This is a genomic window from Acinetobacter defluvii, assembly GCF_001704615.3.
Taxonomy (GTDB): domain Bacteria; phylum Pseudomonadota; class Gammaproteobacteria; order Pseudomonadales; family Moraxellaceae; genus Acinetobacter; species Acinetobacter defluvii.
The window spans coordinates 561,747-584,182 of sequence record NZ_CP029397.2; the positions used below are offsets into that span (position 1 = coordinate 561,747).

General features: G+C 37.4%; 19 protein-coding genes and 4 tRNA genes. 12 read left to right on the plus strand and 11 right to left on the minus strand.

Annotated features, from left to right (window positions below):
- The first annotated feature begins 105 nt into the window (after positions 1-105).
- The 3 genes from DJ533_RS05070 (at position 106) to DJ533_RS05080 (ending at position 4,466) form a co-directional block, all read left to right on the plus strand.
- Complete coding sequence (locus DJ533_RS05070) at positions 106-1,251, plus strand: hypothetical protein (protein ID WP_065994116.1); 1,146 nt, start codon at positions 106-108, stop codon at positions 1,249-1,251.
- A gap of 87 nt (positions 1,252-1,338) precedes the next feature.
- Positions 1,339-1,920, plus strand: coding sequence for a rhombosortase (gene rrtA, locus DJ533_RS05075; protein ID WP_065994117.1), 582 nt, complete (start codon positions 1,339-1,341; stop codon positions 1,918-1,920).
- A gap of 350 nt (positions 1,921-2,270) precedes the next feature.
- On the plus strand, positions 2,271-4,466 hold the full coding sequence (locus DJ533_RS05080; protein ID WP_065994118.1) for a TRAP transporter large permease subunit: 2,196 nt from the start codon (positions 2,271-2,273) through the stop codon (positions 4,464-4,466).
- Positions 4,467-4,847: 381 nt separating this feature from the next.
- On the opposite strand, the gene DJ533_RS05085 is transcribed toward DJ533_RS05080, so the two are convergent.
- The 5 genes from DJ533_RS05085 to DJ533_RS18630 form a co-directional block, all read right to left on the minus strand.
- Positions 4,848-5,285 carry a hypothetical protein gene (locus DJ533_RS05085; protein WP_065994119.1) on the minus strand — a complete coding sequence of 146 codons (438 nt, stop codon included), beginning with the start codon at positions 5,283-5,285 and terminating at the stop codon, positions 4,848-4,850.
- 13 nt (positions 5,286-5,298) lie between these two features.
- Positions 5,299-5,505, minus strand: a complete 207-nt coding sequence (locus DJ533_RS05090) for a YheV family putative zinc ribbon protein (protein ID WP_171488594.1) — start codon at positions 5,503-5,505, stop codon at positions 5,299-5,301.
- A 40-nt stretch (positions 5,506-5,545) separates the two neighbouring features.
- On the minus strand, positions 5,546-7,585 hold the full coding sequence (locus tag DJ533_RS05095) for a M3 family metallopeptidase (protein ID WP_065994121.1): 2,040 nt from the start codon (positions 7,583-7,585) through the stop codon (positions 5,546-5,548).
- A gap of 100 nt (positions 7,586-7,685) precedes the next feature.
- The gene (locus tag DJ533_RS05100) at positions 7,686-8,285 is read right to left on the minus strand and encodes a hypothetical protein (RefSeq protein WP_065994122.1); all 600 of its coding nucleotides are present in this window, start codon (positions 8,283-8,285) and stop codon (positions 7,686-7,688) included.
- A 67-nt stretch (positions 8,286-8,352) separates the two neighbouring features.
- Positions 8,353-8,610 (minus strand): hypothetical protein, encoded by a 258-nt coding sequence (locus DJ533_RS18630; RefSeq protein WP_065994123.1) that lies wholly within the window; start codon positions 8,608-8,610, stop codon positions 8,353-8,355.
- A 253-nt stretch (positions 8,611-8,863) separates the two neighbouring features.
- Between DJ533_RS18630 and DJ533_RS05110 the strand changes: the two genes are divergently transcribed.
- A complete protein-coding gene (locus DJ533_RS05110; protein ID WP_109849250.1) occupies positions 8,864-9,727 on the plus strand; it encodes an IS982 family transposase in 864 nt (287 codons plus the stop codon).
- A 263-nt stretch (positions 9,728-9,990) separates the two neighbouring features.
- Here DJ533_RS05110 and rnr read toward each other — a convergent pair whose 3' ends face one another.
- A complete protein-coding gene (gene rnr, locus DJ533_RS05115; RefSeq protein ID WP_065995601.1) occupies positions 9,991-12,432 on the minus strand; it encodes a ribonuclease R in 2,442 nt (813 codons plus the stop codon).
- A 265-nt stretch (positions 12,433-12,697) separates the two neighbouring features.
- Here rnr and DJ533_RS05120 point away from each other — a divergent pair.
- The 4 genes from DJ533_RS05120 to DJ533_RS05135 all read left to right on the plus strand — a co-directional run bounded on the left by DJ533_RS05120 (position 12,698) and on the right by DJ533_RS05135 (position 13,432).
- Positions 12,698-12,787 (plus strand) — tRNA-Ser (locus tag DJ533_RS05120).
- A gap of 14 nt (positions 12,788-12,801) precedes the next feature.
- Positions 12,802-12,878, plus strand: a tRNA-Arg gene (locus DJ533_RS05125).
- A gap of 53 nt (positions 12,879-12,931) precedes the next feature.
- Positions 12,932-13,008 (plus strand) — tRNA-Arg (locus tag DJ533_RS05130).
- A 347-nt stretch (positions 13,009-13,355) separates the two neighbouring features.
- Positions 13,356-13,432 (plus strand) — tRNA-Arg (locus tag DJ533_RS05135).
- Positions 13,433-13,501: 69 nt separating this feature from the next.
- On the opposite strand, the gene DJ533_RS05140 is transcribed toward DJ533_RS05135, so the two are convergent.
- Positions 13,502-13,993 carry a hypothetical protein gene (locus DJ533_RS05140; protein WP_148245827.1) on the minus strand — a complete coding sequence of 164 codons (492 nt, stop codon included), beginning with the start codon at positions 13,991-13,993 and terminating at the stop codon, positions 13,502-13,504.
- Between the two features lie 78 nt (positions 13,994-14,071).
- Positions 14,072-15,376, minus strand: a complete 1,305-nt coding sequence (locus DJ533_RS05145; RefSeq protein WP_065995448.1) for a hypothetical protein — start codon at positions 15,374-15,376, stop codon at positions 14,072-14,074.
- Positions 15,377-15,548: 172 nt separating this feature from the next.
- Here DJ533_RS05145 and DJ533_RS05150 point away from each other — a divergent pair, with 172 nt between their 5' ends.
- From DJ533_RS05150 to DJ533_RS05160, 3 genes are all read left to right on the plus strand, one after another.
- On the plus strand, positions 15,549-16,049 hold the full coding sequence (locus DJ533_RS05150) for a YcxB family protein (RefSeq protein ID WP_065995449.1): 501 nt from the start codon (positions 15,549-15,551) through the stop codon (positions 16,047-16,049).
- A gap of 33 nt (positions 16,050-16,082) precedes the next feature.
- Positions 16,083-16,721: a fumarylacetoacetate hydrolase family protein gene (locus DJ533_RS05155; protein ID WP_065995450.1), complete on the plus strand. Its 639-nt coding sequence runs from the start codon at positions 16,083-16,085 to the stop codon at positions 16,719-16,721.
- A gap of 435 nt (positions 16,722-17,156) precedes the next feature.
- Positions 17,157-18,518: an NAD(P)-binding domain-containing protein gene (locus DJ533_RS05160; protein WP_065995451.1), complete on the plus strand. Its 1,362-nt coding sequence runs from the start codon at positions 17,157-17,159 to the stop codon at positions 18,516-18,518.
- A gap of 117 nt (positions 18,519-18,635) precedes the next feature.
- Here DJ533_RS05160 and DJ533_RS05165 read toward each other — a convergent pair whose 3' ends face one another.
- The gene (locus DJ533_RS05165) at positions 18,636-19,433 is read right to left on the minus strand and encodes an AraC family transcriptional regulator (protein WP_065995452.1); all 798 of its coding nucleotides are present in this window, start codon (positions 19,431-19,433) and stop codon (positions 18,636-18,638) included.
- Positions 19,434-19,821: 388 nt separating this feature from the next.
- Complete coding sequence (locus tag DJ533_RS05170) at positions 19,822-21,066, minus strand: YihY family inner membrane protein (RefSeq protein WP_065995453.1); 1,245 nt, start codon at positions 21,064-21,066, stop codon at positions 19,822-19,824.
- A 115-nt stretch (positions 21,067-21,181) separates the two neighbouring features.
- Here DJ533_RS05170 and wrbA point away from each other — a divergent pair, with 115 nt between their 5' ends.
- Positions 21,182-21,775 (plus strand): NAD(P)H:quinone oxidoreductase, encoded by a 594-nt coding sequence (gene wrbA, locus DJ533_RS05175; RefSeq protein WP_065995454.1) that lies wholly within the window; start codon positions 21,182-21,184, stop codon positions 21,773-21,775.
- A gap of 146 nt (positions 21,776-21,921) precedes the next feature.
- On the opposite strand, the gene DJ533_RS05180 is transcribed toward wrbA, so the two are convergent.
- The gene (locus DJ533_RS05180) at positions 21,922-22,305 is read right to left on the minus strand and encodes a hypothetical protein (protein WP_065995455.1); all 384 of its coding nucleotides are present in this window, start codon (positions 22,303-22,305) and stop codon (positions 21,922-21,924) included.
- Between the last annotated feature and the right edge of the window lie 131 nt (positions 22,306-22,436).

Here is a 22,436-nt window from a genome sequence, read left to right on the forward strand (position 1 = left end):
CAAATTATACCGATAAAATTAGAGCAATTACTCTTTTATTCAAGTAAGGTATCTGATATTTTAAGCAAAAAGGACATAAACACAATTACATAGAGGACAGGAAGTATGTCTAAAGTCCACAAAATTGGGCAATTTATGGCGACTGCTATTGTTGCTTCATCTATTTTATCTGGTTGTTCATATGTGATTAAGTCAGGCGCAAATGTTGCTTTGGGCTTCAGTGAAAATCATATTGTTCCACCTATCTTAGCAGGTGGTGATGCTGATATGGCATGCCAAACAGGCAATGCATTAACACCAGCGATTATGGCAACCAAGGACATGGGGGCTGATCCAACACGTATGGCAGTATTGCTTTATTCTGCAGCAGGTATGTGTGCGGAAAATCGTGCTTTGGATGCTGAACTTCGTTACTTACGTGCGTCTAAAGATGGTAAGGTGTCAGAAGCGCAAGATGCTCGTGTAGAACAAAAGCGTTGGGCTGCATTGGCGGCAAATCGTCAGTACACAGGCTATCAATTATTTGCTGAACGTTGGCAAGCCAAATATAAATATACTTTGGGCGACTCTTGTCCAACGATGAAAAAAGATTTAGATCAAACGATTTATCTTTTGGGGATGCTGAGTGGCTTACAAGCCATGACCAATGACATCAACTCTGGTGGTGCTGCCAATGTCCCGAAAGATATTGCTGCAATCGTTGAACGTGGTATGGCATGTTTGGATAATAATAAATTTTGGGGTGCACCAATGGCGACACGTGCCGTAATTTGGACATTGTTACCAGGTGCGGATGAAGGCAAACCAGATCCATATCAAACATTAAAACAGTCCATGCAAATCGGGGAACAAAAAGGTGTACGCTTAGCACATGCTTTATACGCTGTTTCAGCGCAAGCAAGTGGTGATGATGCACGTATTCGTGAAGCATTACGCACCTATGCAGCATCTCGAGAAGAAGATAAACCTGTTAATCCCGAGTTTAGATTAATTGATGCAATGGCAGGACAAATGGTACAAGCGATTGCTGACCGTTATTGGACTGAGCATACTGGCGTACGTGCTGGGGATGATGGCATGACTGTATTCTGGGATGACCAAGGTGCAACAGGGGATGATGAGCTATTTGATGGTTTAGGTGATTCAGCAACGGAAAGTTCTGCTCCTGCAACGGAAGATACTCCTGCATCTCCAAACCAAGAAGAAAGCTCAACACCAACTGAGTCTACACAGGAAGCAGCAACGCCTTAACAGCGAAAAAGCAACATTTTCTTTCCAGTTTTATATTTATAATCAAGAAAAGCCTCGGCTTTTCTTGTTATTTTGGAGAGACTTGATATGAAAGATATACAGTTCAATAAGCGTATGCTATTCATCGCGAGTTGTGCGTGTATCTCTGCATGTCTGCAAATTTTTCAATCTGATTTTATTTATTGGCGTTATACATTTTTTACAGAAATTTGGCGTTGGTGGACAGCCCATTGGGTACATGTGGGTTGGGTACATTTTGCATTAAATATAATTGCATTTGCGTGTTTGCCTTTTATTTTTCCCCATATTCAAAATCGTTTTATTATTTTACTACTGCTTATTTTAGCGCCTTTGTCCAGTTTAAGTTTTTATTATTTATATCCGAGTATTGAAGCTTATGCAGGATTATCAGGTATATTGCATGGCTTGTATGTGGCAGCGGCTTTTTTCTATTTAAAATTTCGTAAAGAACGCAACTTTGCGGTCTTGGTGTTGTTCTTAGTCGTAGTTAAACTGATTTGGGAAAATACTTTTGGACAGATTGGAACATCTCAACTGATTGGTAGTCCTGTATTGGTAGAAGCTCATTTGGTGGGTGCGTTTTGGGGGGCTATTTGTGCAATTGCATATTTAGCTTATCGACAAGTCTTTAAAGAAAATAATCATTAAAATTCAAATCACTTTATCATTTTTTAATGATATTTATAAAAATTAAGACAATATTTAAGATCAATAAATAAAAGCTTTATATAGCTGTGAATGCAATTAAGGTATTGTTTTTAATTATAATTACTCATTAATATGTATAGATTAAGTAAATTAATGTGCTTTTATCGCTTTATACTTGACAAAAATGCACGAAAAAAAATGTAGCGCTGCCATACTTTTTTGTTGAGAAAGCATGCAGATTTGGAAGTGGAAATAAAAATAGGAAATGAGGACGTTTCAGTAACTCATAACTTATAAAAATATTAGTCTTATAAAAGATTTATAAGATTATAGATAAAAATGGAATTATCATGAATGATAGTACAGAAAAAAAATCAGGCTTAGGACTGATTGGTCATATATGGACAGAATGGATTTCAACTTTTATCGTCCTGATGCTTCTCTTATTGACCTTGTTAATTGGTACAGGGGAAATGATTCATGGGCAAATGTTGCGTATTGGCGAACGCTTATATGGTGACGAAAAAATCGGAATGCAATATTCCTTTTTAAGAGCTGAACCCACGAAACCAAGTTGTGACCGTAATCCCAATATTGATGCGCTCGTTCAAGAACGCATGAAAGCTGAAGCAAGTGATCCTGATGCAAGTTTCTTTGGTGTGACACCAGAAGCAGATGTGCGTCAATCTTTCATGGCTGCAAAAACTGAATGTGAAGAAAAATTTGCATTCTATGATAAGTCAATGAAGCATTTGGAACAGCATCCTTCTATTCGTAACTACCGTACCATGGAAACAGGCTTTTTCTGGCTATTTAAGTTTGGTACAGAAAACCGTGTCTTGATTTTATTATTGATGGTTGTGATTTCAGCGATCTCTGCATCATTGAAAATGCATCATATTAGTTTGCGTCCACCAACAACCAAGCTTGATTTTAGAGTGTATTCACTTGCCATGATTTTGGGTAATGGCTTGTTGTCATACTCGGTCTGGAGTCAATATCAGTCTGTGATTAATTCTGGGGTAGAGTCAACGTATGAAACGATTTGGGGATATTACTTATGGATGATACTCTTCGTGAGTTTGACGCTCATTAGTTTATATCAACTGTTTTTTATTCCTAAAACTGCCAAAGAAGGCGGCAACATTGGACTTTCACTGATCAGTATTCCTTTGTATGCATTCATGGCAATTTTAACTGGGATTTCATTTACCTTCTTTATGGACTACCCAATGGGGCAAGGCATTTACCTTGGTCAATTGGTGGAATTCTCTGGAATCTTCCTGAACTTAGCCTTGTTTATTTGGGCGGGGATGTTATTAACACAAACCCGAATTATGGATGTTTTCCTTGCGATTTTACGTCCATGGAATCTTGCGCCTGAAACCTTGACTTGGATTATCTTGATTGCTGCTGCGATTCCAACAGCATATACAGGTGCTTCAGGGATTTTCGTTGTGGCAGCAGGTGCGATTATTTATCGTGAAGTGTGGAACTCTGGTGCACGTCGTCAATATGCACTGGCAGTTTCTGCCATGTCAGGATCGTTAGGGGTTGTATTACGTCCATGTCTATTGGTCATTTTGATCTCAATGTTAGACAGTCGTCATGTAACATCTGATGAATTATTTGATCATGGTATTTATGTATTCTGGTTAACTGCATTTATTTTCCTTGGGGTATCTTTATATCTTGCTGAAGATAAATTCCGTATTAACTCACCAAAAATTGCTGTTCCTGGCATGTTAAGAGCGTTGGTGCCAGTTATTCCGTATGTGGTCATTACAGCATTGGTGGTAGGTTTCTATAGCTATGGCTTGGATACGCAGATGGATGAGTTTACTGCGCCTGTGATTCTTCCTATCATGCTCTTGGCTTATATTTTGTTTGATAAATATTTGGGTGATCGTGTTCCAGTACCACAGTACAACAGTGCTTTGGCGCATGAGCATGAGCAAAAGTCAGAATATTTACGCACACATAATACTAATGCGGAAAGTAAACGTGGATTTGGTAAATCAATCTGGTTTGCTTCGTCTGAGAGTGTTGGACATATCGGTGCTTTGATCATTCTTATGGCGCTTTCTGCGAGTATGGGTGGTCTGATTGAGCGTAGTGAAATCGTCACAATGGTACCTACACATATGGGTAGTATCATGTTGTCATTGGCATTCTTGGCAATGTTACTTGCGATTATTGGTATGACAACGGATCCATTTGGTGCGGTGATTTTGGTTGCTGCAACGATAGCACCGGTTGCATATGAGAATGGCATCCATCCAATTCATTTCTGGATGATCGTATTGGTTGCCTTTGAATTTGGTTATGTTGCACCACCTGTGGCATTGAACCACTTACTGACGCGGCTCTCGGTCGGGGATGAAGAAGTCGCCGCCGCCGATGCAGAAGCAAAAGAGAAATATACAAGTTTCTACTATCGTTATGAGCGCTGGATATTGCCAATCGTGGTATTGTTCTCATCCTTAGTGATCGTCACTTTCGTACCGTACTTGCTAAACATGTTTGACTGGTATGCCAATAAATAATCTAGACTATTAAGAAAAGCACCTTCGGGTGCTTTTTTGTTTTGATAGGAAGTTGAAATAACGTCTTCTTAGTAAAGAAACTGACAGTATTGAAAACACTCTACTGGTTAAATGTATCCATTGAAAAATTGATTATAAATGAAAATATAAGGATTAAATTCACTGTATTTTTAATGTCTTATGCTATTAAAGTTCCGACTAAGAAATAGTCATAAGCATACTGTTTAAATAGTGTTTTTAGCTTCTCATTTATCTATGTTTCTTTAATGAGTAAACCTATATTTTCTTGAAGATTTAACTTTACTTTATAGGTAATGCTTTATTTATTTTCAATAAAAAAACATCATTCAATTTACATTGAATGATGTTTAGGTCGAAATATTAAGAGTGTTTTTGTTCGGCAGCTAGCTGTTGTTCGAGCAGTTTTAATTGTTCTTCTTTGAGCTTTATCAACTGATCTGCATCCGCATGTTGAGACTCTAAAGACTGTTGTTGATCTTGTAATTGTTTTTGAATGTCTTCAAGTTTTGCAATTTCTTCTTTTGCTAAGCTTTCATTCTCAGAAACTGGTTCTGTTAAAATCGTTTTATCTACAAGTGTATGTGTTGTGGCTTCAGAGACGGCAGCTTGTTCTAAAGGTTGAGCCAGTGGTGGTGCAGTCGCTTTCGGAGGTGCTTTTTGTGTAGAAGTGGCTTCCGTTTTTGTTTGATCTTGATCTGCTTTAAGCCAAAATAAAGCGCTGGCTAAAGCGATAATAACGACCAATCCCCCAGCAATAAGCCATATTAATTTTGAATTATTTCTTGTATCTAATTGCATGTTCGATCCAAATTTATTTTGATGAACGAGGTTTGAATTGAATAACCCCAATCTCATCGGGTGCTGTTTCCTCGGGCGCATCTACATGAGTAGGACGATTTTCAGAATAATCACACTCGATACATTCAATCCATTCAGCCTCGTCAGTGGTGAGCATAACGATTCGATCCATCGACTCACATCTTGGGCATTTTGCCCCAGCAATGAAACGACGTTTGATATTCATACACTCACCACATAATTAATTTTACATGCGTAGTTTAAGCGTTTTTAGAGGCATTCGTCCAACCTTGATGACGCAACAAAGCATCAATTTTAGGCTCACGTCCTCGGAAATTGACAAAAGCGTCTAAAGCCGTATCTTTACCGCCGACTGCCAAGATGGCTTTGCGGAACTCTTGACCTGTTTGTGTATTAAAAACACCTTCATTTTCAAAGCGATCAAATGCATCACTCGCAAGAACTTCTGCCCATTTATAAGAGTAATACCCTGCGGCATAGCCTCCTGCAAAAATATGACTAAAGCTATTTTGGAAACGGTTGGTTGCTGTGGTTGGGGCAACCGCAAATTTTTCACGAATATCATCCAAAGTTGTTTGGATTTGTTCTGCATTTAAAGCAGGCGTACGTTTGTGAATGGTTAGATCAAACAAAGCAAACTCGATTTGACGTAAAGTTTGCATGCCAGATTGGAAGAAACGGGCATCCAGTAAGGCTTTCAGCAAGTCTTCTGGTAAAGTCACTTTGCTTTCGATATGTTCAGACAGTAAGTCTAAACTGTCTTTGTCCCATGTCCAAAACTCCATAAACTGACTTGGTAATTCTACAGCATCCCACGCCACGCCATGTGTACCTGCCACAGCGATATTATCTACCTCAGTTAACATATGATGTAGCCCATGTCCAAACTCATGGAACAAAGTATTGACTTCGTCATGGGTGAGTAGTGCAGGTTGATCACCGACTGGTGGTGTAAAGTTTCCAACCATATAGCAAATCGGTTTTTGTAAGCCATTTTCAGTTTGCATACGAGAACGGAAACCACTCATCCATGCACCACCCCGTTTACCACTACGTGCATACAGGTCGAAATAGAAACCACCGATCACTGAACCCTGATCTTCAAGCTCATAATAATGCGCATCAGGATGCCAAAGCGGTGCTTCACGTTCTATGACATTAATTCCGTATAAACGATTGACCACATTAAATAAACCTTGAATGACTTTTGGTGCAGGGAAGTAGGGTTTTAAATCTTCTTGTGAAAGATTGAACTGTTGAACTTTGAGTTTTTCTGAATAATACGTCGTGTCCCACGCTTGTAACTCAGTAATGCCATCTTGTGCTGCAATAGTTTTAAGTTCGGCAATTTCTTTTTCAGCAGGCAGACGTGCATGTTCTGCAAGGTCAACTAAGAACTGGTTAACAGTTGCAACATCAGGTGCCATTTTTGAAGCAAGAGAGTATTCTGCATAATTGTCAAAACCTAAAAGTTTCGCCATTTCCTGACGCAGGCTTAAAATTTCAACCATGATAGGCGAATTGTCATATTGTGGATCAGCAGCTAAGTCTGAAGCGCGTGTGGTGTAAGCCTTATAAAGCTGTTCACGTAAATCACGATCATCCGCATAGGTCATAATCGCTAAATAAGACGGAATATCTAAAGTTGCAACCGCTTGATCGAGTTCACGTTGTTGACCATATTGTTTTAATAATTCAATGCTGCTTTGTGGCAAACCTTTAAGTTGCTCATCATTTAAAGCTAAGAAAAATGCTTGGGTTGAATCTAAAACATGATTAGAGAAATCAGAGGAGAGTTGTGACAAACGTGCTGAAATTTCTGCGTAGCGTTTTTTGGCTTCACCCTCTAAAGCCACGCCTGACAGTTTAAAATCACGTAGAGCTAGTTTTATTGCGCTTTGTTGTGCAGGAGGGAGGTCGTTAAATACTGCATTGTCAAATACGTGTTGATAGCTTTGATACAGTGGCACATGTTGACCAAGTTGAGTGTAATATTCACTTAGACTCGGTAGAAGTGCTTGATAGACTTCACGAGTCTCAGCATTATTCATCACAGCATTTAAGTGTGACAATACGCCCCAAGATTCGCTCATGTTATTTTCAAGGGTATCAATCTGTTCTAAAACATTGAGTTGTTCTTGAATGGTTTCTGGAACTTGAGTAAGTTCATTTAAAAAGTTTTGTCCATCTTGAATAGACGCTTCAATATTTTGTTTCAGTTGCGATAAAGTAATTTTGTCAAATTTTGGTACAGGCAAAGTTGCCTTTTCTAATGTCATGTCTTCTTTATGCCAAATATGTTTCGTTATAGTTAGATGTAGGGCTTTTAAGGTGGGAAATCAAGCTTTGTTCAAATAATTCACCCATATTTCACAAGTTTTATTTTTCAAGACCAAATTCGAAAGGAACGGAAAATCCACCTGCATCAAAACTGATGCCTAAAATATTTTTCTTGAGATAAAAACTATCCGCATTTTTGAGGTCGACCCTGTGTCGATCTTCAGCAAAATCTCGATATAAGAATTCTCTATCACCACTTGAACATTCTTCGTTGAGTTGAGCTTCGGATGTTATACAAGGTTCAAGTTCTTCAGCAATTTGTTTTGAAATCGTAGTTGCTGAAAGCTGATATTTTTTTAAAACTTGATCTAAAGTCATCAGTTTTTTATCTTTTAGATCAATCACATAATATTTATCTCGATAATATATACGACCACCTGAAATCTCTTGATGAACTTGAATGCTTAAATGCTCGTGGTCTTGATAAATTTTTTCTGCACTAAATTCGATGGGGGTATTATCATTGATTAAGAGTTGTTTCTGAATCTGTTTATTGATTTCATGAAAACCTTTACCTTTCAGCATAGGAATGTTACCTGAAAATGAGCTGAATTTTTTAGGGATGGGATAGGTAGAAAATGTCACTTCTGCATAAAGATTTACAGAAACAAGGAGAGTAAGCAGAATTATATTTTTCATCAATATATGCACTTTTATTTTTATATTTAAACTTTAGCATAGAGTTCATGCATATTTGAAAAGTTGATTAATTATTTTTTTCAGAGATGTGGATATGATCGATAGAGTGAATAATTGTTCCAAGTGAACTTTTTTGATGGGAGATTTGTAGAATTACTTTTTTGTTTTGATAAGCTTTAAATTCTTCATAATTTATTTTGAAAATAGGCAAACAAGAATATTTATTAGATAAACAATAAGTTGTGCCATTTTTGGAAGTAAGTTTTTTTACATTTACTTCTAAAACTTCAACAGTTTGTACTCCATATATTTTCGTGTAGATCATGGGAAGAGTTTTTGAAAAGTTGATCCAACATATTGGAATTAAAATTATGGGTAATAAAATTAGGCTATGAAATAAAGGAGAGATTTTGAAGTTTTTCCAGTTTCTAGGAATTACCCATAGTTGTTTTTTAGATAAATAAAAGAAATATAAAATAATGGTAACCTGAGTTCGATCAAAAAAAGAGTAGAAAAAAAGCCCTAAAGTTTGTAACGTATTGGTTCTCAAGACAAAACATTACAACCTAAGGCTTTCTATGGATCATATTACAGAATTATTTTGTCTTTTAGATGATTTTTGCAAAATATTTGATGAATCTTTAGAAAAATCTCTCATTCCACATCAAAATTTAAGGTTACAGAAGTCTGCCCTAAGCTTATCTGAAATCATGACAATCGTGATTTTATTCCACCAATCTGGATTTAGATTCTTTAAATATTTTTATTGTCATATGGTCATTCCTTTTTGGAAATCTGCTTTCCCTAAACTTCTTAGCTATAACCGTTTTGTTGAAATTATGCCTCGTTGCTTGCAAGCACTTAGCTGTTTCTTTAATCAAATTAAAGGAGCAGATACAGGAATTTGTATCATTGATTCAACTAAGCTTGTTGTTTGTCATAATCTTAGAATTAAACGACATCGTGTGTTTAAAGACCTTGCGAATCGTGGAAAAAGTAGTACAGGATGGTTTTACGGTTTTAAATTACATCTTGTGATCAACAACTTAGGAGAGATTATTAATTTAAAAGTCACATCAGCCAATGTTCACGATGTTGCAGTACTTGAGGAGCTTACTTCAGAATTTAAAGGTATCCTGCTTGGTGATAAGGGATATTTAAGTAAAACAAAAAAAGATGCTTTAATCGCAAGAGGGTTAAAATTATTAACACCTTCACGAAAAAATATGAAGCAGAAAGAGTCACAAACATTATTTGAAAAGCAATTATTATCACGACGTGGTTTGATAGAAACAGTGAATGACCAATTAAAAAATTTGCATCAAATAGATCATTCACGTCATCGTTCGGTTAATAATTTTATGGTGAATATTATGTCGGCAGTAGTCGCCTATTGTTTAAATACTAGCAAACCAACTTTTAAAAATTTGATTGCAAACTAATAATATTCATCGAACTCAGGTTAATGGTAAAATATAGAGTGGTTGAAATAACCAGAGCAATCAGATTGACCATCGGCGTTGCTGAAAAATTTAAAAATAAAATGCTATAAGTTCCACTTATGAATAAGATAACCATCATCAAAATCACATAATTGTGGTAATAATATTTAGAAAAAGAGCTTTTAGACATGATGAGTTTTATTTTAAATTCTAGGTAATTATAAACAAAAAGAGCGCCGAAGCGCCCTTATTCTTAGATCCAATTATTCACTTTGAGTCTTAGCATTCGACTTTTTCTTTTTCGCTTTTTTCTTCACTTTATCCTTAGTCTTCGTTTCAGACTTCGTTGCAGTGTTTTTAGCAGGCTTTTTGCTGTAAGAGCTAGGCTTGCCTTTGGGCTTTTTCTTTCGAATGAGGCGTTCTCCATCATCACTGATATTTGAAGGTTCAGAGCTGGTCTTTTTAGCAGGACGTTCAGAAAAAACTTCTTCCTTGGCTACAGGTTTAGCAATACGTGGTGCACGACTACGAATCACACGCCCTGCGTGAGAAAGTTGTTGTAAAAGCTCAAAGTCGATCTTGCGTTCTTCAAGATTTACACCAGCAACTTTGATTTTAACTTCATCACCTAAACCAAAAACTTGCCCACGATTTTGTCCAACCAGCGTTTGACTGGCTTGATCAAAGATAAAGAAATCATCACCGAGTTGGCTGACATGTACCATACCATCAACATATAAATCTTTTAGCGTGACAAATAAGCCAAACTCAGCCGTTGCACTGATCACGCCCACAAATTCTTCACCTAAATGCTGCTGCATATAATGACATTTCAACCAGGAAGTGACAGAACGAGAGGCTTCATCTGCACGACGTTCCGTGGCAGAGAAATGCTCACCTGCATCATCTAATGCTGCACCTGATAGCGGATATTTTTTGGTGCTTAAACTGGCTTTAATTGCACGATGTAACAACAAATCAGGATAACGGCGAATCGGTGAAGTAAAGTGTGTATAGGCTTCATAAGCTAAGCCATAGTGACCAACATTTTTCGCACCATAATACGCTTGCATCATTGAGCGCAATAAAACTGCATGAATACTTGGCGCATCAATACGGTCTTTGGTCGCTTCAATTATTTTTTGATAATCGGCTTGGGTTGGTTGATCTGGGAAAGGCAAACCCAATAATTTTACAAAATCTTTGACTTTTTGAATGCGTGAAAACTCTGGTGCTTCATGTACACGGTACAACATTGGCACTTCATTTTTTAAACAATATTCTGCGGCTGCTACGTTGGCAAGCAACATACATTCTTCAATGAGTTTATGTGCATCGTTACGTGTACGAGGTAGAATTTCATTGATGCCGCCTAACTCATCGAAAGTCATATAAGTTTCGACAGTTTCAAACTCCATCGCATGGCGCTCGGCACGTAAACCCTTGAGTACTTGATAGAGTTGGAATAGGGTATTTAAGGATTTGCGAACATCACGATTTTCAGGAACTGCTGCACTATTGCCTTCAAAGTATTCAGCAACTTGCGTATAGGTTAAACGTGCTTGTGAGTGCATCACTGAAGGGTAGAACTCAAATTTCGTCACTCGTCCCGCACGACTAAGATTTAAATCACAGACCATACACAAACGGTCAACATCAGGATTAAGTGAACATAAGCCATTTGACAATGCTTCAGGCAACATTGGCAAAACAAAATGTGGGAAATATACTGATGTTCCACGTTCTTGTGCTTCATCATCTAATGGTTTGCCGATACGCACATAATGACTCACATCAGCAATCGCCACCACGACACGATAGCCGCCCCCCGGACGTTTCTCAGCATAAACCGCATCATCAAAGTCACGTGCATCTTCACCATCAATGGTAACGAGTGGTAAATCACGCAAATCAATGCGACCTTCACGATCTTTTTCGGAAGGTTCTTTAAAGCTTTCAGCTTCTTGAACCACTTCTGCAGGGAACTCATAAGGCAGACCATATTCCAAAATGGTTTGTGGAATAATAATCTCAGTGTCGGCTTTGTCTGCCATCGATTGAATGATATGTCCAGTGGCAAATTCATCACGGGTTGGATAATCATCAATTTCAACCCGAATTGAATCGCCAACGTTGGCTTTGGCATGCTCAATCAGTTCTTTTTCTAAAGTAATCGGTTGATGTGCATTTGGATTGGCGGGTTGAATGAAATATTCATCTTCAAACTCTGCAACTTTACCAATCAACTGTTTCACTCGGCGCTGGGTGACTTCAGTAATATAGCCCCAAGCTTTGCCTTTACGATCGACCGACGTTTGCTGCATTTTGACACGGTCACCATGAAAGACTTGGCGTAACTCACGTTCAGGCAATAAAAATTCTTCTTTTTTGCCATCAATGTTGGCAACGCCTAGACCTTTTGAGTTGATATAAACAGTTGCATCTAATGTTGGTTGATCTGCCATCAGCTGATATTTAAAGCCATCTTTCATCAATTGACCATCACGCACCATAGCACTTAACCGATGGCTCAAGGCATCAATGCTTTTTTGATCAGCAATTGCAAAAAAATCCACTAAGTCAGCATGTGATTGTGGTTCTTGCTTTTGCTCAATTGTTTCAAGAATAAGGGTACGACTTGGGATAGGATTGTCGTAACGTTCGGCTTCAGCTTTGGCTTCAGGATCGACCCAATTTTTCATCATGTATTTGGTTTCTTGTCAGAAGATAAGATTAGCATAAGTCATACAGACAAAGACTGCACGTAAATGATTGCAAGAATCTATTTAAAATTTAAAATTTTTATGGATTTTCTTCGGTTTTCATTGAATTAGCGCAGTTTGTAGTATGAAAAAAGCACAAATATATAAAAATTGTTTAAAAAATATGTAATCAAGCAAAAAAACAGTATTTTTTTTAAATCATCACTTGCTGAATTAGCTTTTAGTTTGTATTATGGCGGCTCGTTACGGTGAGATGGGTGAGTGGCTGAAACCACATCCCTGCTAAGGATGCATACGGGCAACTGTATCGAGGGTTCGAATCCCTCTCTCACCGCCACGTTTTTTAACGATGCGCTCATAGCTCAGCTGGATAGAGCACTTGGCTACGAACTAAGGGGTCGGGAGTTCGAATCTCTCTGAGCGCACCATATTTAAAAAACCACTGGAAGTTAACGAAGTCGTTATACGACATCAAAGTAATGCGCTCATAGCTCAGCTGGATAGAGCACTTGGCTACGAACTAAGGGGTCGGGAGTTCGAATCTCTCTGAGCGCACCAACTTAAACATCTTTGGATGGTAAATTAATCGCACATGTTGCGATTTTTTTGTGTTTGTATTTAAAAAAATTAAAACAATTATACTGAAATAGACCATCTTATAAATAAAGATTTGCTCTTGTTGCTTTTATAATAAGGAGACAAAGTAGGAGTGGGAGTCATTCTAGATCAATTAAATGATCATAAGAGACAGGAATATGGCATTTATCGTTTTTATCTTAAGGACTTGAATTAAAAATAAGCATTAAGATGTATATTGTCCAAATATCAGACATCCAAATTTCAAATCATAAAATTATGCTTAACAAAAAAATGAAAAGGCGTATAATGCGTCCCATCAAGACGTCGCGCTCATAGCTCAGCTGGATAGAGCACTTGGCTACGAACTAAGGGGTCGGGAGTTCGAATCTCTCTGAGCGCACCAAATTGATCATCGACAGATGTAAAATTGACAATAAACCGCTTAATTGCGGTTTTTTTGTGTCTAAAATTATTATTCGTCTTTTTCGAGCTGAGGTGCTACATACAATTTTGCATGTTCAAGTTGTGAAATATCCATTTTAATATTTTCTGTAATTACAGCACTCTGCCCAAACATTCGTCCAAAAATGACACGACAAGAAAGTTCTTTAGGTAATGCTTTTAATTGTTTAAAGTCATAGATACATTCTAGTTTGGATGCGTCATTTTCAGGGCAGATGGTAAATGAAACATCATATTTAAAATAATGATTTTCATAAATAATCGGATTGTCTTCGAATTCATTCGCAGCAAGAGAACCAGTCACTTCAAATTTGTCGTCGATTGGGCACTTGAAGTGGGCATAATGAAAACGATATTCATCATAAATTTTATGTAATGGTTTTTCACTCAAAGCAGTTATATTAAACATGAGATAACCATGACGATTTAATTCGGGTATATTTTGTGGTGGTACAAACGTATATTGAGGTTCAAGAATAACAGGGACTTGATATTCAGGCATTTTTTCACATCCAATGAATAATAATGCGAATAAGCTGACTACATATCGACTGCGCCCCTGTAACATGTTTATTTGATCCTATGATTTGCTTTGCGCTTTAATTTTTTGAGTAAATACTGCATTTCCTCCCGTCGAAGGTAACATATCATGATAAGGCAAGCTGCGTGCAGCTCGTAGTAAAAAAGGCGCTTTTTCATCAACTTTTACCGCAGAAGTGACACGCATTAAAGTGCCTGAGTCTTGTGGATTCAATTGAACTTGTCCTTTTAAATAGCGTAAATCTCCGCCATTAGCAAAGAAGTTGTTTTCATTGTTCTTTGGAAAATTAAAATGCATTTTAAAGTCAAATGGGATGCTGACAACACCAAGACCAATACTGACTTTAATGTCGGCATCTTGACCTTGTGCGGTGAGTGTAGAAGTTGTAATTTTCTTAATTTGACGTGGGAAAACACTTTGATATGCGGCAGGCTGTAACCATTTTTGTAGTTGTTGTGGTGACTCCTTAAATGCTTGATAAGTCGTCGTAAAACGTAGCATTTCTCGTCCATGTGTATAAGGGATGGTGGTTGGCATATTGACAATGCTTACAGGTTGTCCTGTGCTTTCACTTAAAGCATCAATTTTTTGAATCTGCGTTGTAGAAAATTTTGGTTCTGGTAACTGACCTGCAGCAAGTGCAATGGTGTTTTTAGTGCCAAAACGTTGTCTAAGTGATTCTAAAACAAAAGCGCCTGTACCTGTGGGAATGCCGAGTTTGGCTTCAGGAATCGCATTTAAAATCTGTTTAAATAAGAATCCTTTCGGCTGACTGGTGTCTCCCCATTGGGTTAAGGTGACCAGTGTTTTTTTATCACCCAGAGCAAACCATTCTAATTTACCTACTGCATAAGGCAGTGGCGCATCAATCACAATAGTTGAAATACTGTTAGTAGAGACTTGATGTTGCATCACTACATCTTCATTAAAATTCAGTACAGGAATAGGTGTAGGAATCGACACCCGATACTTCATTTGACTGACATTGCCTTTTTGTTCGAGTAGTTTGGCTGATTTTAAAGTGGGAAATAGTCCAACATATTGATTGTAATTGCCTAAGGTCTTTGCAACTTCTTGGCTGCTGACAGGCACAATAATCGCAGCTGAAGTAAAGCGAGCGGTTGGATTTGGGTTGGCTTTTAGGGTAGGTAAACTGGTTTTTGTGGCGATTTGTGGATAAATGAAAATATCGTCTTGCACGTAACTGGCAAGTTGTTGAGCGTTATTTTGAAAAGGTTTGAGACTGCTTGGAATATTGTCCGTCCATGTCACAATTTGAGCAAAACTGAATGAACTGGCAGTGAAGCAAACGAATGTACATAGAGTTTGATGAATCGCTTTCATCTTTGTGTCCTTATTTTTGTATTCCATTTTTACATTTATGTTTTACATGAAAATGAAGGGTTTTGAATTGACCTAAATTTTAAAATTAGGCAAGCAAATTATCATCAAAACTCGGTTGAATGCGGTTTCTAGTGTAATATCTTGGCATCGTTTAATTTTATATTGAAGCACTATGTCAGACATTCAGCCTGCATTATCTGCACGTTATTATCTTAATTTAGAAGAATCACAAGATGGTTTTAAGCTCGCTGCTTTAGGTAAAAAACAAATTTCACGCTTTTTAACGCCCATCGTAAGTGTTGCGATCATCGGATATGGCTTTTACTTGGGTATGGAAACAGTGGGGCGTTATTATGTCTTTTTAGGTTTATTCTTTTTGCTTTTACAAGGTCTGACACGCTATTGGTTTTTACCGATGATGTTTAAACGCCAGTTTATTAAATATCAGTTTGGTAAAAGTGAGCAAGGTATTGAATTGTTTCAAGATCATGCCGAAATTTTTTCCAGTGGTCGCCCAAAGAAATCATTTCCATACAGTGATGTGCAGTATTTTCAAGAAGGCAAACTCACCTATATGATCGAGTTAAAAAATCGCACGGTGATCATTGTGCCAAAACGTGCATTTGCTGATCCAGCCGATCAAAGCATATTTAAAAATACCTTTAAAAAATAAAGTCTTTTTAGCAAAAATGAGAAAGGGAAATTTATGAGTATTCGTCCATCAAAAATTATCTGTGTTGGTCGTAGTTATGCAGATCACGCCAAAGAATTAGGCAATGCGATTCCAGATCGTCCAGTATTATTTATTAAACCACCTAGTAGTTTAATTTCATTAGATGATGGAATTTCATGGAATACGACTTTAGGCAGTTTACATCATGAATGCGAGCTAACTTTGCGTATTGATCACACTTTAAAAAATGAAACTGATCCTGAAAAAGCCGTTGCAGCGATTGGTGCGATTACTCTCGGTTTAGATTTAACTTTGCGTGATCTGCAAGATGATTTAAAGAAAAAAGGGCAACCTTGGGAGCGTGCCAAAGCTTTTGATGGTGCATGTGTTCTGGCAGATTGGGTGGAAACTAGCGAAGTTAAAGCATGGGATGCTGTGACATTTGACTTCAAAGTAAATGGTGAATTACGTCAAAAAGGTGATACATCATTATTATTATTTAGCATCGCAGATCTACTCTGTGATATGAGCCAAGTCTTTACTTTAGAGGTAGGGGATGTGGTTATGACGGGTACACCCGCAGGCGTGGGGGCATTGGCTTCAGGTGATCAATTGAGGATGACATTAAATGGTCAAACGCAAGATTTTGTTTGGCAAACTTTTGTAAAATAAAATTCAATTTCAATGAAGTAAATTCGTGTAAAAATGGACACTCTGTAGCTGCAAAGTGTCCATTTTTTATTTTTTGTTAAAACTAAATTTATGAATAATTTCAATAAATAGCAATAATTGTAACATTTTATTATTTGTAATTTTGATAATCTATTTAGAAATTAATAACTATTTATGATATTGTGTTGAAACTTTGTGTGAGTTTTACTGTATTTTTAGAGGTTGCCAATACGTTTAAGACGTATTTATTTTTGATCTCTAAGTTCTCACATTTCTACGCATAAGCATTCTAATTTGAGAGATAGTTTCATCTAGAATTAAGGTTCTATTTTCTTATTTTTTAAATCTAAAGATGATTTTCATAGGATTTTATTTCTAGATGATTCATCTGTGTTAGGAGCTTTTTCAAAGAACTCAAAACTAATGGAGATAGCAATGACGAGAATTGCAATTATTGGAGCTGGACCAAGTGGTATGGCTCAACTGAGAGCATTTCAATCGGCAAAGGCCAAAGGTCTACAAGTTCCAGAAATTGTATGTTTCGAAAAACAAAACGATTGGGGCGGACTATGGAACTACACTTGGCGCACAGGTGTAGATCAACATGGTGAAGCGGTACATGGAAGTATGTATCGTTATTTATGGTCAAATGGACCAAAAGAAGCATTAGAGTTCGCAGACTATACGTTTGATGAACATTTTAAAAAGCCAATCGCTTCATATCCACCGCGTGCCGTACTTTGGGATTATATTAAAGGGCGTGTTGAAAAAGCGGGTGTGAAAGATCAGGTTCGCTTTAATACTGCGGTACGTCATGTTGAATATGATCAAGGCATTGAAAAATTTACTGTTCAAGTGTGTGACCATACACAAGATCGAGTGTATTCAGAACAGTTTGACTATGTAGTGGTTGCTTCAGGACATTTCTCTACACCGAAAGTCCCTGAATATGAAGGTTTTGATCAGTTTAATGGTCGCATCTTACATGCCCATGATTTCCGAGATGCTGTTGAATTTAAAGGTAAAACAGTACTAATTGTCGGCAGTAGTTATTCTGCTGAAGACGTTGGTTCACAATGTTATAAATATGGCGCAAAGCAAATTTATAGTTGCTATCGTAGTCAACCGATGGGCTATAAATGGCCAAAAAACTGGTCTGAAAAGCAACACCTTCTAAAAGTGGATGAAAATACAGCCTATTTTGGTGATGGAAGTTCTGCCAAAATTGATGCGATCATCTTGTGTACAGGTTATGTACACCATTTCCCTTATATGGCAGAAGATTTACGCCTTAAAACGCATAATTGCTTATACCCACAATCCTTATATCAAGGTGTGGTTTGGGAAAATAATCCAAAACTGTTCTATTTGGGCATGCAAGATCAATGGTACACCTTCAACATGTTCGATGCACAAGCTTGGTATGTACGTGACATTATCATGGGAGAAATTGAATTACCTTCATCGGCGGATATGCAAGCACATTCTCAAATGTGGATCGCACGTGAAAGTAAGTTAAAAACGCCTGAACAAATGGTGAAATTCCAAGGTGAATATATCAAGCAATTGATTGCAACCACTGATTATCCAAGTTTTGATATTGATGCTGTAAATGATATTTTTATGCAATGGAAAAAGCATAAAAAAGAAAGCATCATGAGCTTTAGAGATAAAACCTATCGTTCTGTCATGACTGGAAAAATGTCGAAACCACATCATACGCCGTGGTTATATGCTTTAGATGACTCTTTAGAGGCATATCTTGAGAGTGAGAATCGAGAGCAGCAAGCGATGTAATTTTAAGTCAATCATGTAAAAGCGCGATTTATAATGATAAGTCGCTAAATAAAATATTGATCAATATTTTAAAAAGAGCTGTCAAATAACAGCTCTTTTTAAAATCAAAAATATAATTTAACAGTTCAATGATTTACGAAACTGATCGGGCGTGATCTCCATCCAGCGTTTAAACATGGCAATAAAAGCAGATGCATTGGCATAGCCCGAATCAAGGGCAATATTTTCCACGGTTTTGCCTTCACTCAACATGCTCATTGCTTTCATCACTTTTAAACGTTGTCGCCATTCATTTAAAGACATCCCCAGTTGTTTTTGGGCTAAACGTGCCAAAGTCCGCTCAGTAGTATTGATCTGTTGGGCAAGTTCAGACAAAGCACTTTGATCAGCAGGATTTTCATATAAATAATTTAAAATCTGTTTTAGGTTTGGATGATTTGTATGGGGTAAATAACTAGGAACGTATTGGGCGTACTGTAATTGATCAAGTAATACGTGTAATAGGCGCAGATGTTCAGTTGTATTCTTTATAGGATGTTGTTTTAAATGTAATAAAATCGCACTCACCAAAGGTGAGGTCAGTAAAATCCCAGCTTGTTGTGGCAGTTGCTGACACAAAGATGCATGAATATACAAAGTTGCATGAGAAACTGAGGTTCGATTTAGTCCACTGTGATGTAAATTTGGTGGTAACCACAGACCATAAGGTGGAGGCGTAAGATAATTAACTTGGTTAATATTTACTTCCATTACACCGTTAAAAGCATAGACAAACTCTCCCCAAGCGTGCCGATGTACAGGATAAACCGACAAAGCAGGATCATCCCGAAAATCAATCCAAAGTGGTGCTTGGATGTCATCATTGGTCAGTAATCGAGTGTAATCTTCAAGGCGTTGGACTTTTTTATTGCGCATTTTAAAACTGCCTGAAATACAAGATAAGTTGTCTGTTTTTAAGTATATCCTATAAAAAAGACAAGATTATAGTCATGACATTCTTTCTATGAAGATCAATCTTATGTAAATGCATCAAGCAGTTGATGTTAGAGCATCAGGACTTATGCGAGTGTGATGTATGAGTTGGGGGTTGCAACAAGGGGTATTGAAAGTTGCAGTCGTCGATATCACAGCGATCATGTAAATTGCTATTCAATGTGGACTTTCTGCATTGATGGTGTATCCATTGATCGAAGCTTCCACAAGGGATTACTTTATTTTCTAAGGCTCTAGACTAGCAAAAGCGTTATGTTCCTCTAGAGCCAAAATAATTTTGCATTTTTATAAATAATAGATGCAGAAATGATCATTTACTTTCTAAAATTGTCGAAAGTGGAATAGACAGTTTCGCTGCCAAATATTCATCAGACTCAATTAAAGCAGGACCGATGCGTTGCATCCAAACATCATCAGGATGAATGTTACCCACATCCTTACGACGAGGCAGTGGATAAGGCAAAGCTGTATAGAATGTCCAAAAATCAATCGTATCTAAATTTCGGGCAAGTACATATTCGTTATTGTCTGTACGGGTGACTAAATTTAACTTTTCTAACATCACCACGTAAGCAGGCCAACGCCCAATTTCCCCACGACCTAAAATTTTTAATACTTCAGCATCCGTCACTACTTTGCCTGTTTTTTGTTTTTGATAAAATAACTCTAAAACATCCAATAGCATCAAAATAGGATGACGAGTTTGAGTTTTACCTGTATAGAAGGCAGTAAGTGCATAACTAATCTCTACCCCAAGCAAGACAATATTCCATGACATAAAAATCCATAACAGGAAAATTGGTACTGCTGCGAAAGCGCCATACACGATGGTATAACTGGTGAAGTTGGTCATGATAAAACCAAAGAGATTTTTAAGCAGTTCAAAAACAATGGCACTAAATAAACCCGAAATTGCTGCTGCTTTAATCGGTACACTGCGGTTTGGAATTGTCCAATATAAAATGAAAAAGCCAATCACTGTTAAGGCAAAAGAAATCACCCACAATAAAGCTGTACCATCGACTTGGTAGCCTGCAAAGTTATTGCTTAACACATTCATAGATGCGAGTGTTGAAGAAATAACAAAAGCACTCCCCAGTAAAATTGGACCTAAAGAAATAATCGTCCAATAACGCATAAAACCAACAATACCATTACGGGTTTCTTGTACTCGCCAAATGCGATTAAATACAGTTTCGATACTGGTCAACATCATCACTGTGGTGATGAATAGAAAAAGTACCCCGATCACAGTTAAATTGCTTGAATTTTGCGTAAAGACATTAAAGGCTTTGTCAAAGGCAATACTGGTTTTAGGCAAAAAATTACTATAGATCATTTGTTGTAATTGTTGTCGGGCAGGCTCAAGCGCTTTAATGGATGAAATGATCACCAAAAATACCGTAAGCATGGGTACAACTGCAAATAGTGTGGTATAGGTTAAAGAGCCCGCTTGATCACGACAACGATCTGCTTCAAATCGCTTAATGACAAACAAAATAAACTGAAACCAAGTTTTGTCATAAAAGGGAAGCTTTTTCAGTAAATCCATCATATTTGATCTGTCTCAATTTATTTTCATCATGTTTATTCAGCTTTAGTGTTACAGCTTAACCAAAAACACAGCAAAATACCGTATAGTTTTCTTTTTCACTTGTTTAAAAAAGATTATGCAAGCATATGTTTTAGTTCTGTATTACAGCAAATATGGTTCGACCAAAGAAATGGCGCATTTGATTGCAAATGGGATTGAAGCCACAGGTGTTGCTGTAAAAATCCGTACTGTGCCAAATTTATCTCCTGTCGTGACAGAAGCACAAGCCAGTATTCCTGAAGAAGGGGATATTTACTGTACTTTAGAGGATTTACAGCATTGTGCTGGTTTAGCGTTAGGCTCACCGACGCGTTTTGGCAATATGGCTTCTGAAATGAAATACTTTTGGGATCAAACTACAAGTTTATGGCTCAATGGAGCTTTGCATAATAAACCTGCCTGTGTATTTACTTCATCAGGCTCGATGCATGGTGGGCAAGAAAGCACTTTACTGACTATGCTCCCTCCATTGTTTCATCATGGCATGATGATTATGGGGTTAACCAATGCTGAGCCAGCATTATCCAACACCAAGTCAGGTGGAACGCCGTATGGTGCGAGTCATGTTAGTGGTCCACGTCATGATTTAGGTTTGAGCCAAGATGAAAAAGTGTTGTGTGAAATACAGGGTAAACGTTTAGGTGAAATTGTAAAAAAGCTGAGTGTCTAATATAGATTAGAATTTTAGTTGTTTCTTGCAATTCATTGAAGTTTTACAAGAGCAATAAAGATTTACTACCATGATCTAGGAAGTGAGGCAAATCCCTCACTTCCTAAATTTAAACTGTATTGTATAAATATGTATTTTTAGACAGATTATTTTTGTGTATCTGCATTGAGTTGGATATTAAAGCGATGTTTACATTTTTTACATTGGTAATCTAAATAGATATTTTGATCAACCACGATCCCCGCTTTTTTACCAAAACGATGTCCTAAAAAGCCACCTGTAATGCCTACGCTGATCGCGCCAACAAAAGTACCAATGGTACCCCCCATAATCACGCCTAGTGGACCAGCCACAGTACCAATCGCAGTACCAATAGATGCACCAGATGCAGCGCCACCAACAGTACCTGCCGCGGCACCAGCCGAGCTTAACAGCACGCCACCTGCTTTTTGTAAGAGTTGTTCATGGTTGCGTTTTTCAATCTCATTTGAACCACATTTTGGGCAAGTTATAACAGTTTCATCAGTCATTGAATGGTACTCGTATCGGACAACGTCCATTTGCCTTCATCATATTATACTTGAACAATAATTCTTTTCAGCATCGAATTGAAATGAGTATTTCAATTCGATGACATTTTGATTGTAGCTGAATTAAAGCG

What these genes read in the sequence shown, in the direction of transcription:
- rnr (WP_065995601.1), bottom strand. Translation starts at nt 12,432, where the DNA reads ATGATGAAAAATTGGGTCGATCCTGAAGCCAAAGCTGAAGCCGAACGT.
- DJ533_RS05170 (WP_065995453.1), bottom strand. Translation starts at nt 21,066, where the DNA reads ATGATGGATTTACTGAAAAAGCTTCCCTTTTATGACAAAACTTGGTTT.
- rrtA (WP_065994117.1), top strand. Translation starts at nt 1,339, where the DNA reads ATGAAAGATATACAGTTCAATAAGCGTATGCTATTCATCGCGAGTTGT.
- DJ533_RS05150 (WP_065995449.1), top strand. Translation starts at nt 15,549, where the DNA reads ATGTCAGACATTCAGCCTGCATTATCTGCACGTTATTATCTTAATTTA.
- DJ533_RS05095 (WP_065994121.1), bottom strand. Translation starts at nt 7,585, where the DNA reads ATGACATTAGAAAAGGCAACTTTGCCTGTACCAAAATTTGACAAAATT.
- DJ533_RS05070 (WP_065994116.1), top strand. Translation starts at nt 106, where the DNA reads ATGTCTAAAGTCCACAAAATTGGGCAATTTATGGCGACTGCTATTGTT.
- DJ533_RS05145 (WP_065995448.1), bottom strand. Translation starts at nt 15,376, where the DNA reads ATGAAAGCGATTCATCAAACTCTATGTACATTCGTTTGCTTCACTGCC.
- DJ533_RS05080 (WP_065994118.1), top strand. Translation starts at nt 2,271, where the DNA reads ATGAATGATAGTACAGAAAAAAAATCAGGCTTAGGACTGATTGGTCAT.
- DJ533_RS05155 (WP_065995450.1), top strand. Translation starts at nt 16,083, where the DNA reads ATGAGTATTCGTCCATCAAAAATTATCTGTGTTGGTCGTAGTTATGCA.
- DJ533_RS05140 (WP_148245827.1), bottom strand. Translation starts at nt 13,993, where the DNA reads ATGCCTGAATATCAAGTCCCTGTTATTCTTGAACCTCAATATACGTTT.
- wrbA (WP_065995454.1), top strand. Translation starts at nt 21,182, where the DNA reads ATGCAAGCATATGTTTTAGTTCTGTATTACAGCAAATATGGTTCGACC.
- DJ533_RS18630 (WP_065994123.1), bottom strand. Translation starts at nt 8,610, where the DNA reads ATGATCTACACGAAAATATATGGAGTACAAACTGTTGAAGTTTTAGAA.
- DJ533_RS05165 (WP_065995452.1), bottom strand. Translation starts at nt 19,433, where the DNA reads ATGCGCAATAAAAAAGTCCAACGCCTTGAAGATTACACTCGATTACTG.
- DJ533_RS05110 (WP_109849250.1), top strand. Translation starts at nt 8,864, where the DNA reads ATGGATCATATTACAGAATTATTTTGTCTTTTAGATGATTTTTGCAAA.
- DJ533_RS05085 (WP_065994119.1), bottom strand. Translation starts at nt 5,285, where the DNA reads ATGCAATTAGATACAAGAAATAATTCAAAATTAATATGGCTTATTGCT.
- DJ533_RS05160 (WP_065995451.1), top strand. Translation starts at nt 17,157, where the DNA reads ATGACGAGAATTGCAATTATTGGAGCTGGACCAAGTGGTATGGCTCAA.
- DJ533_RS05100 (WP_065994122.1), bottom strand. Translation starts at nt 8,285, where the DNA reads ATGAAAAATATAATTCTGCTTACTCTCCTTGTTTCTGTAAATCTTTAT.
- DJ533_RS05180 (WP_065995455.1), bottom strand. Translation starts at nt 22,305, where the DNA reads ATGACTGATGAAACTGTTATAACTTGCCCAAAATGTGGTTCAAATGAG.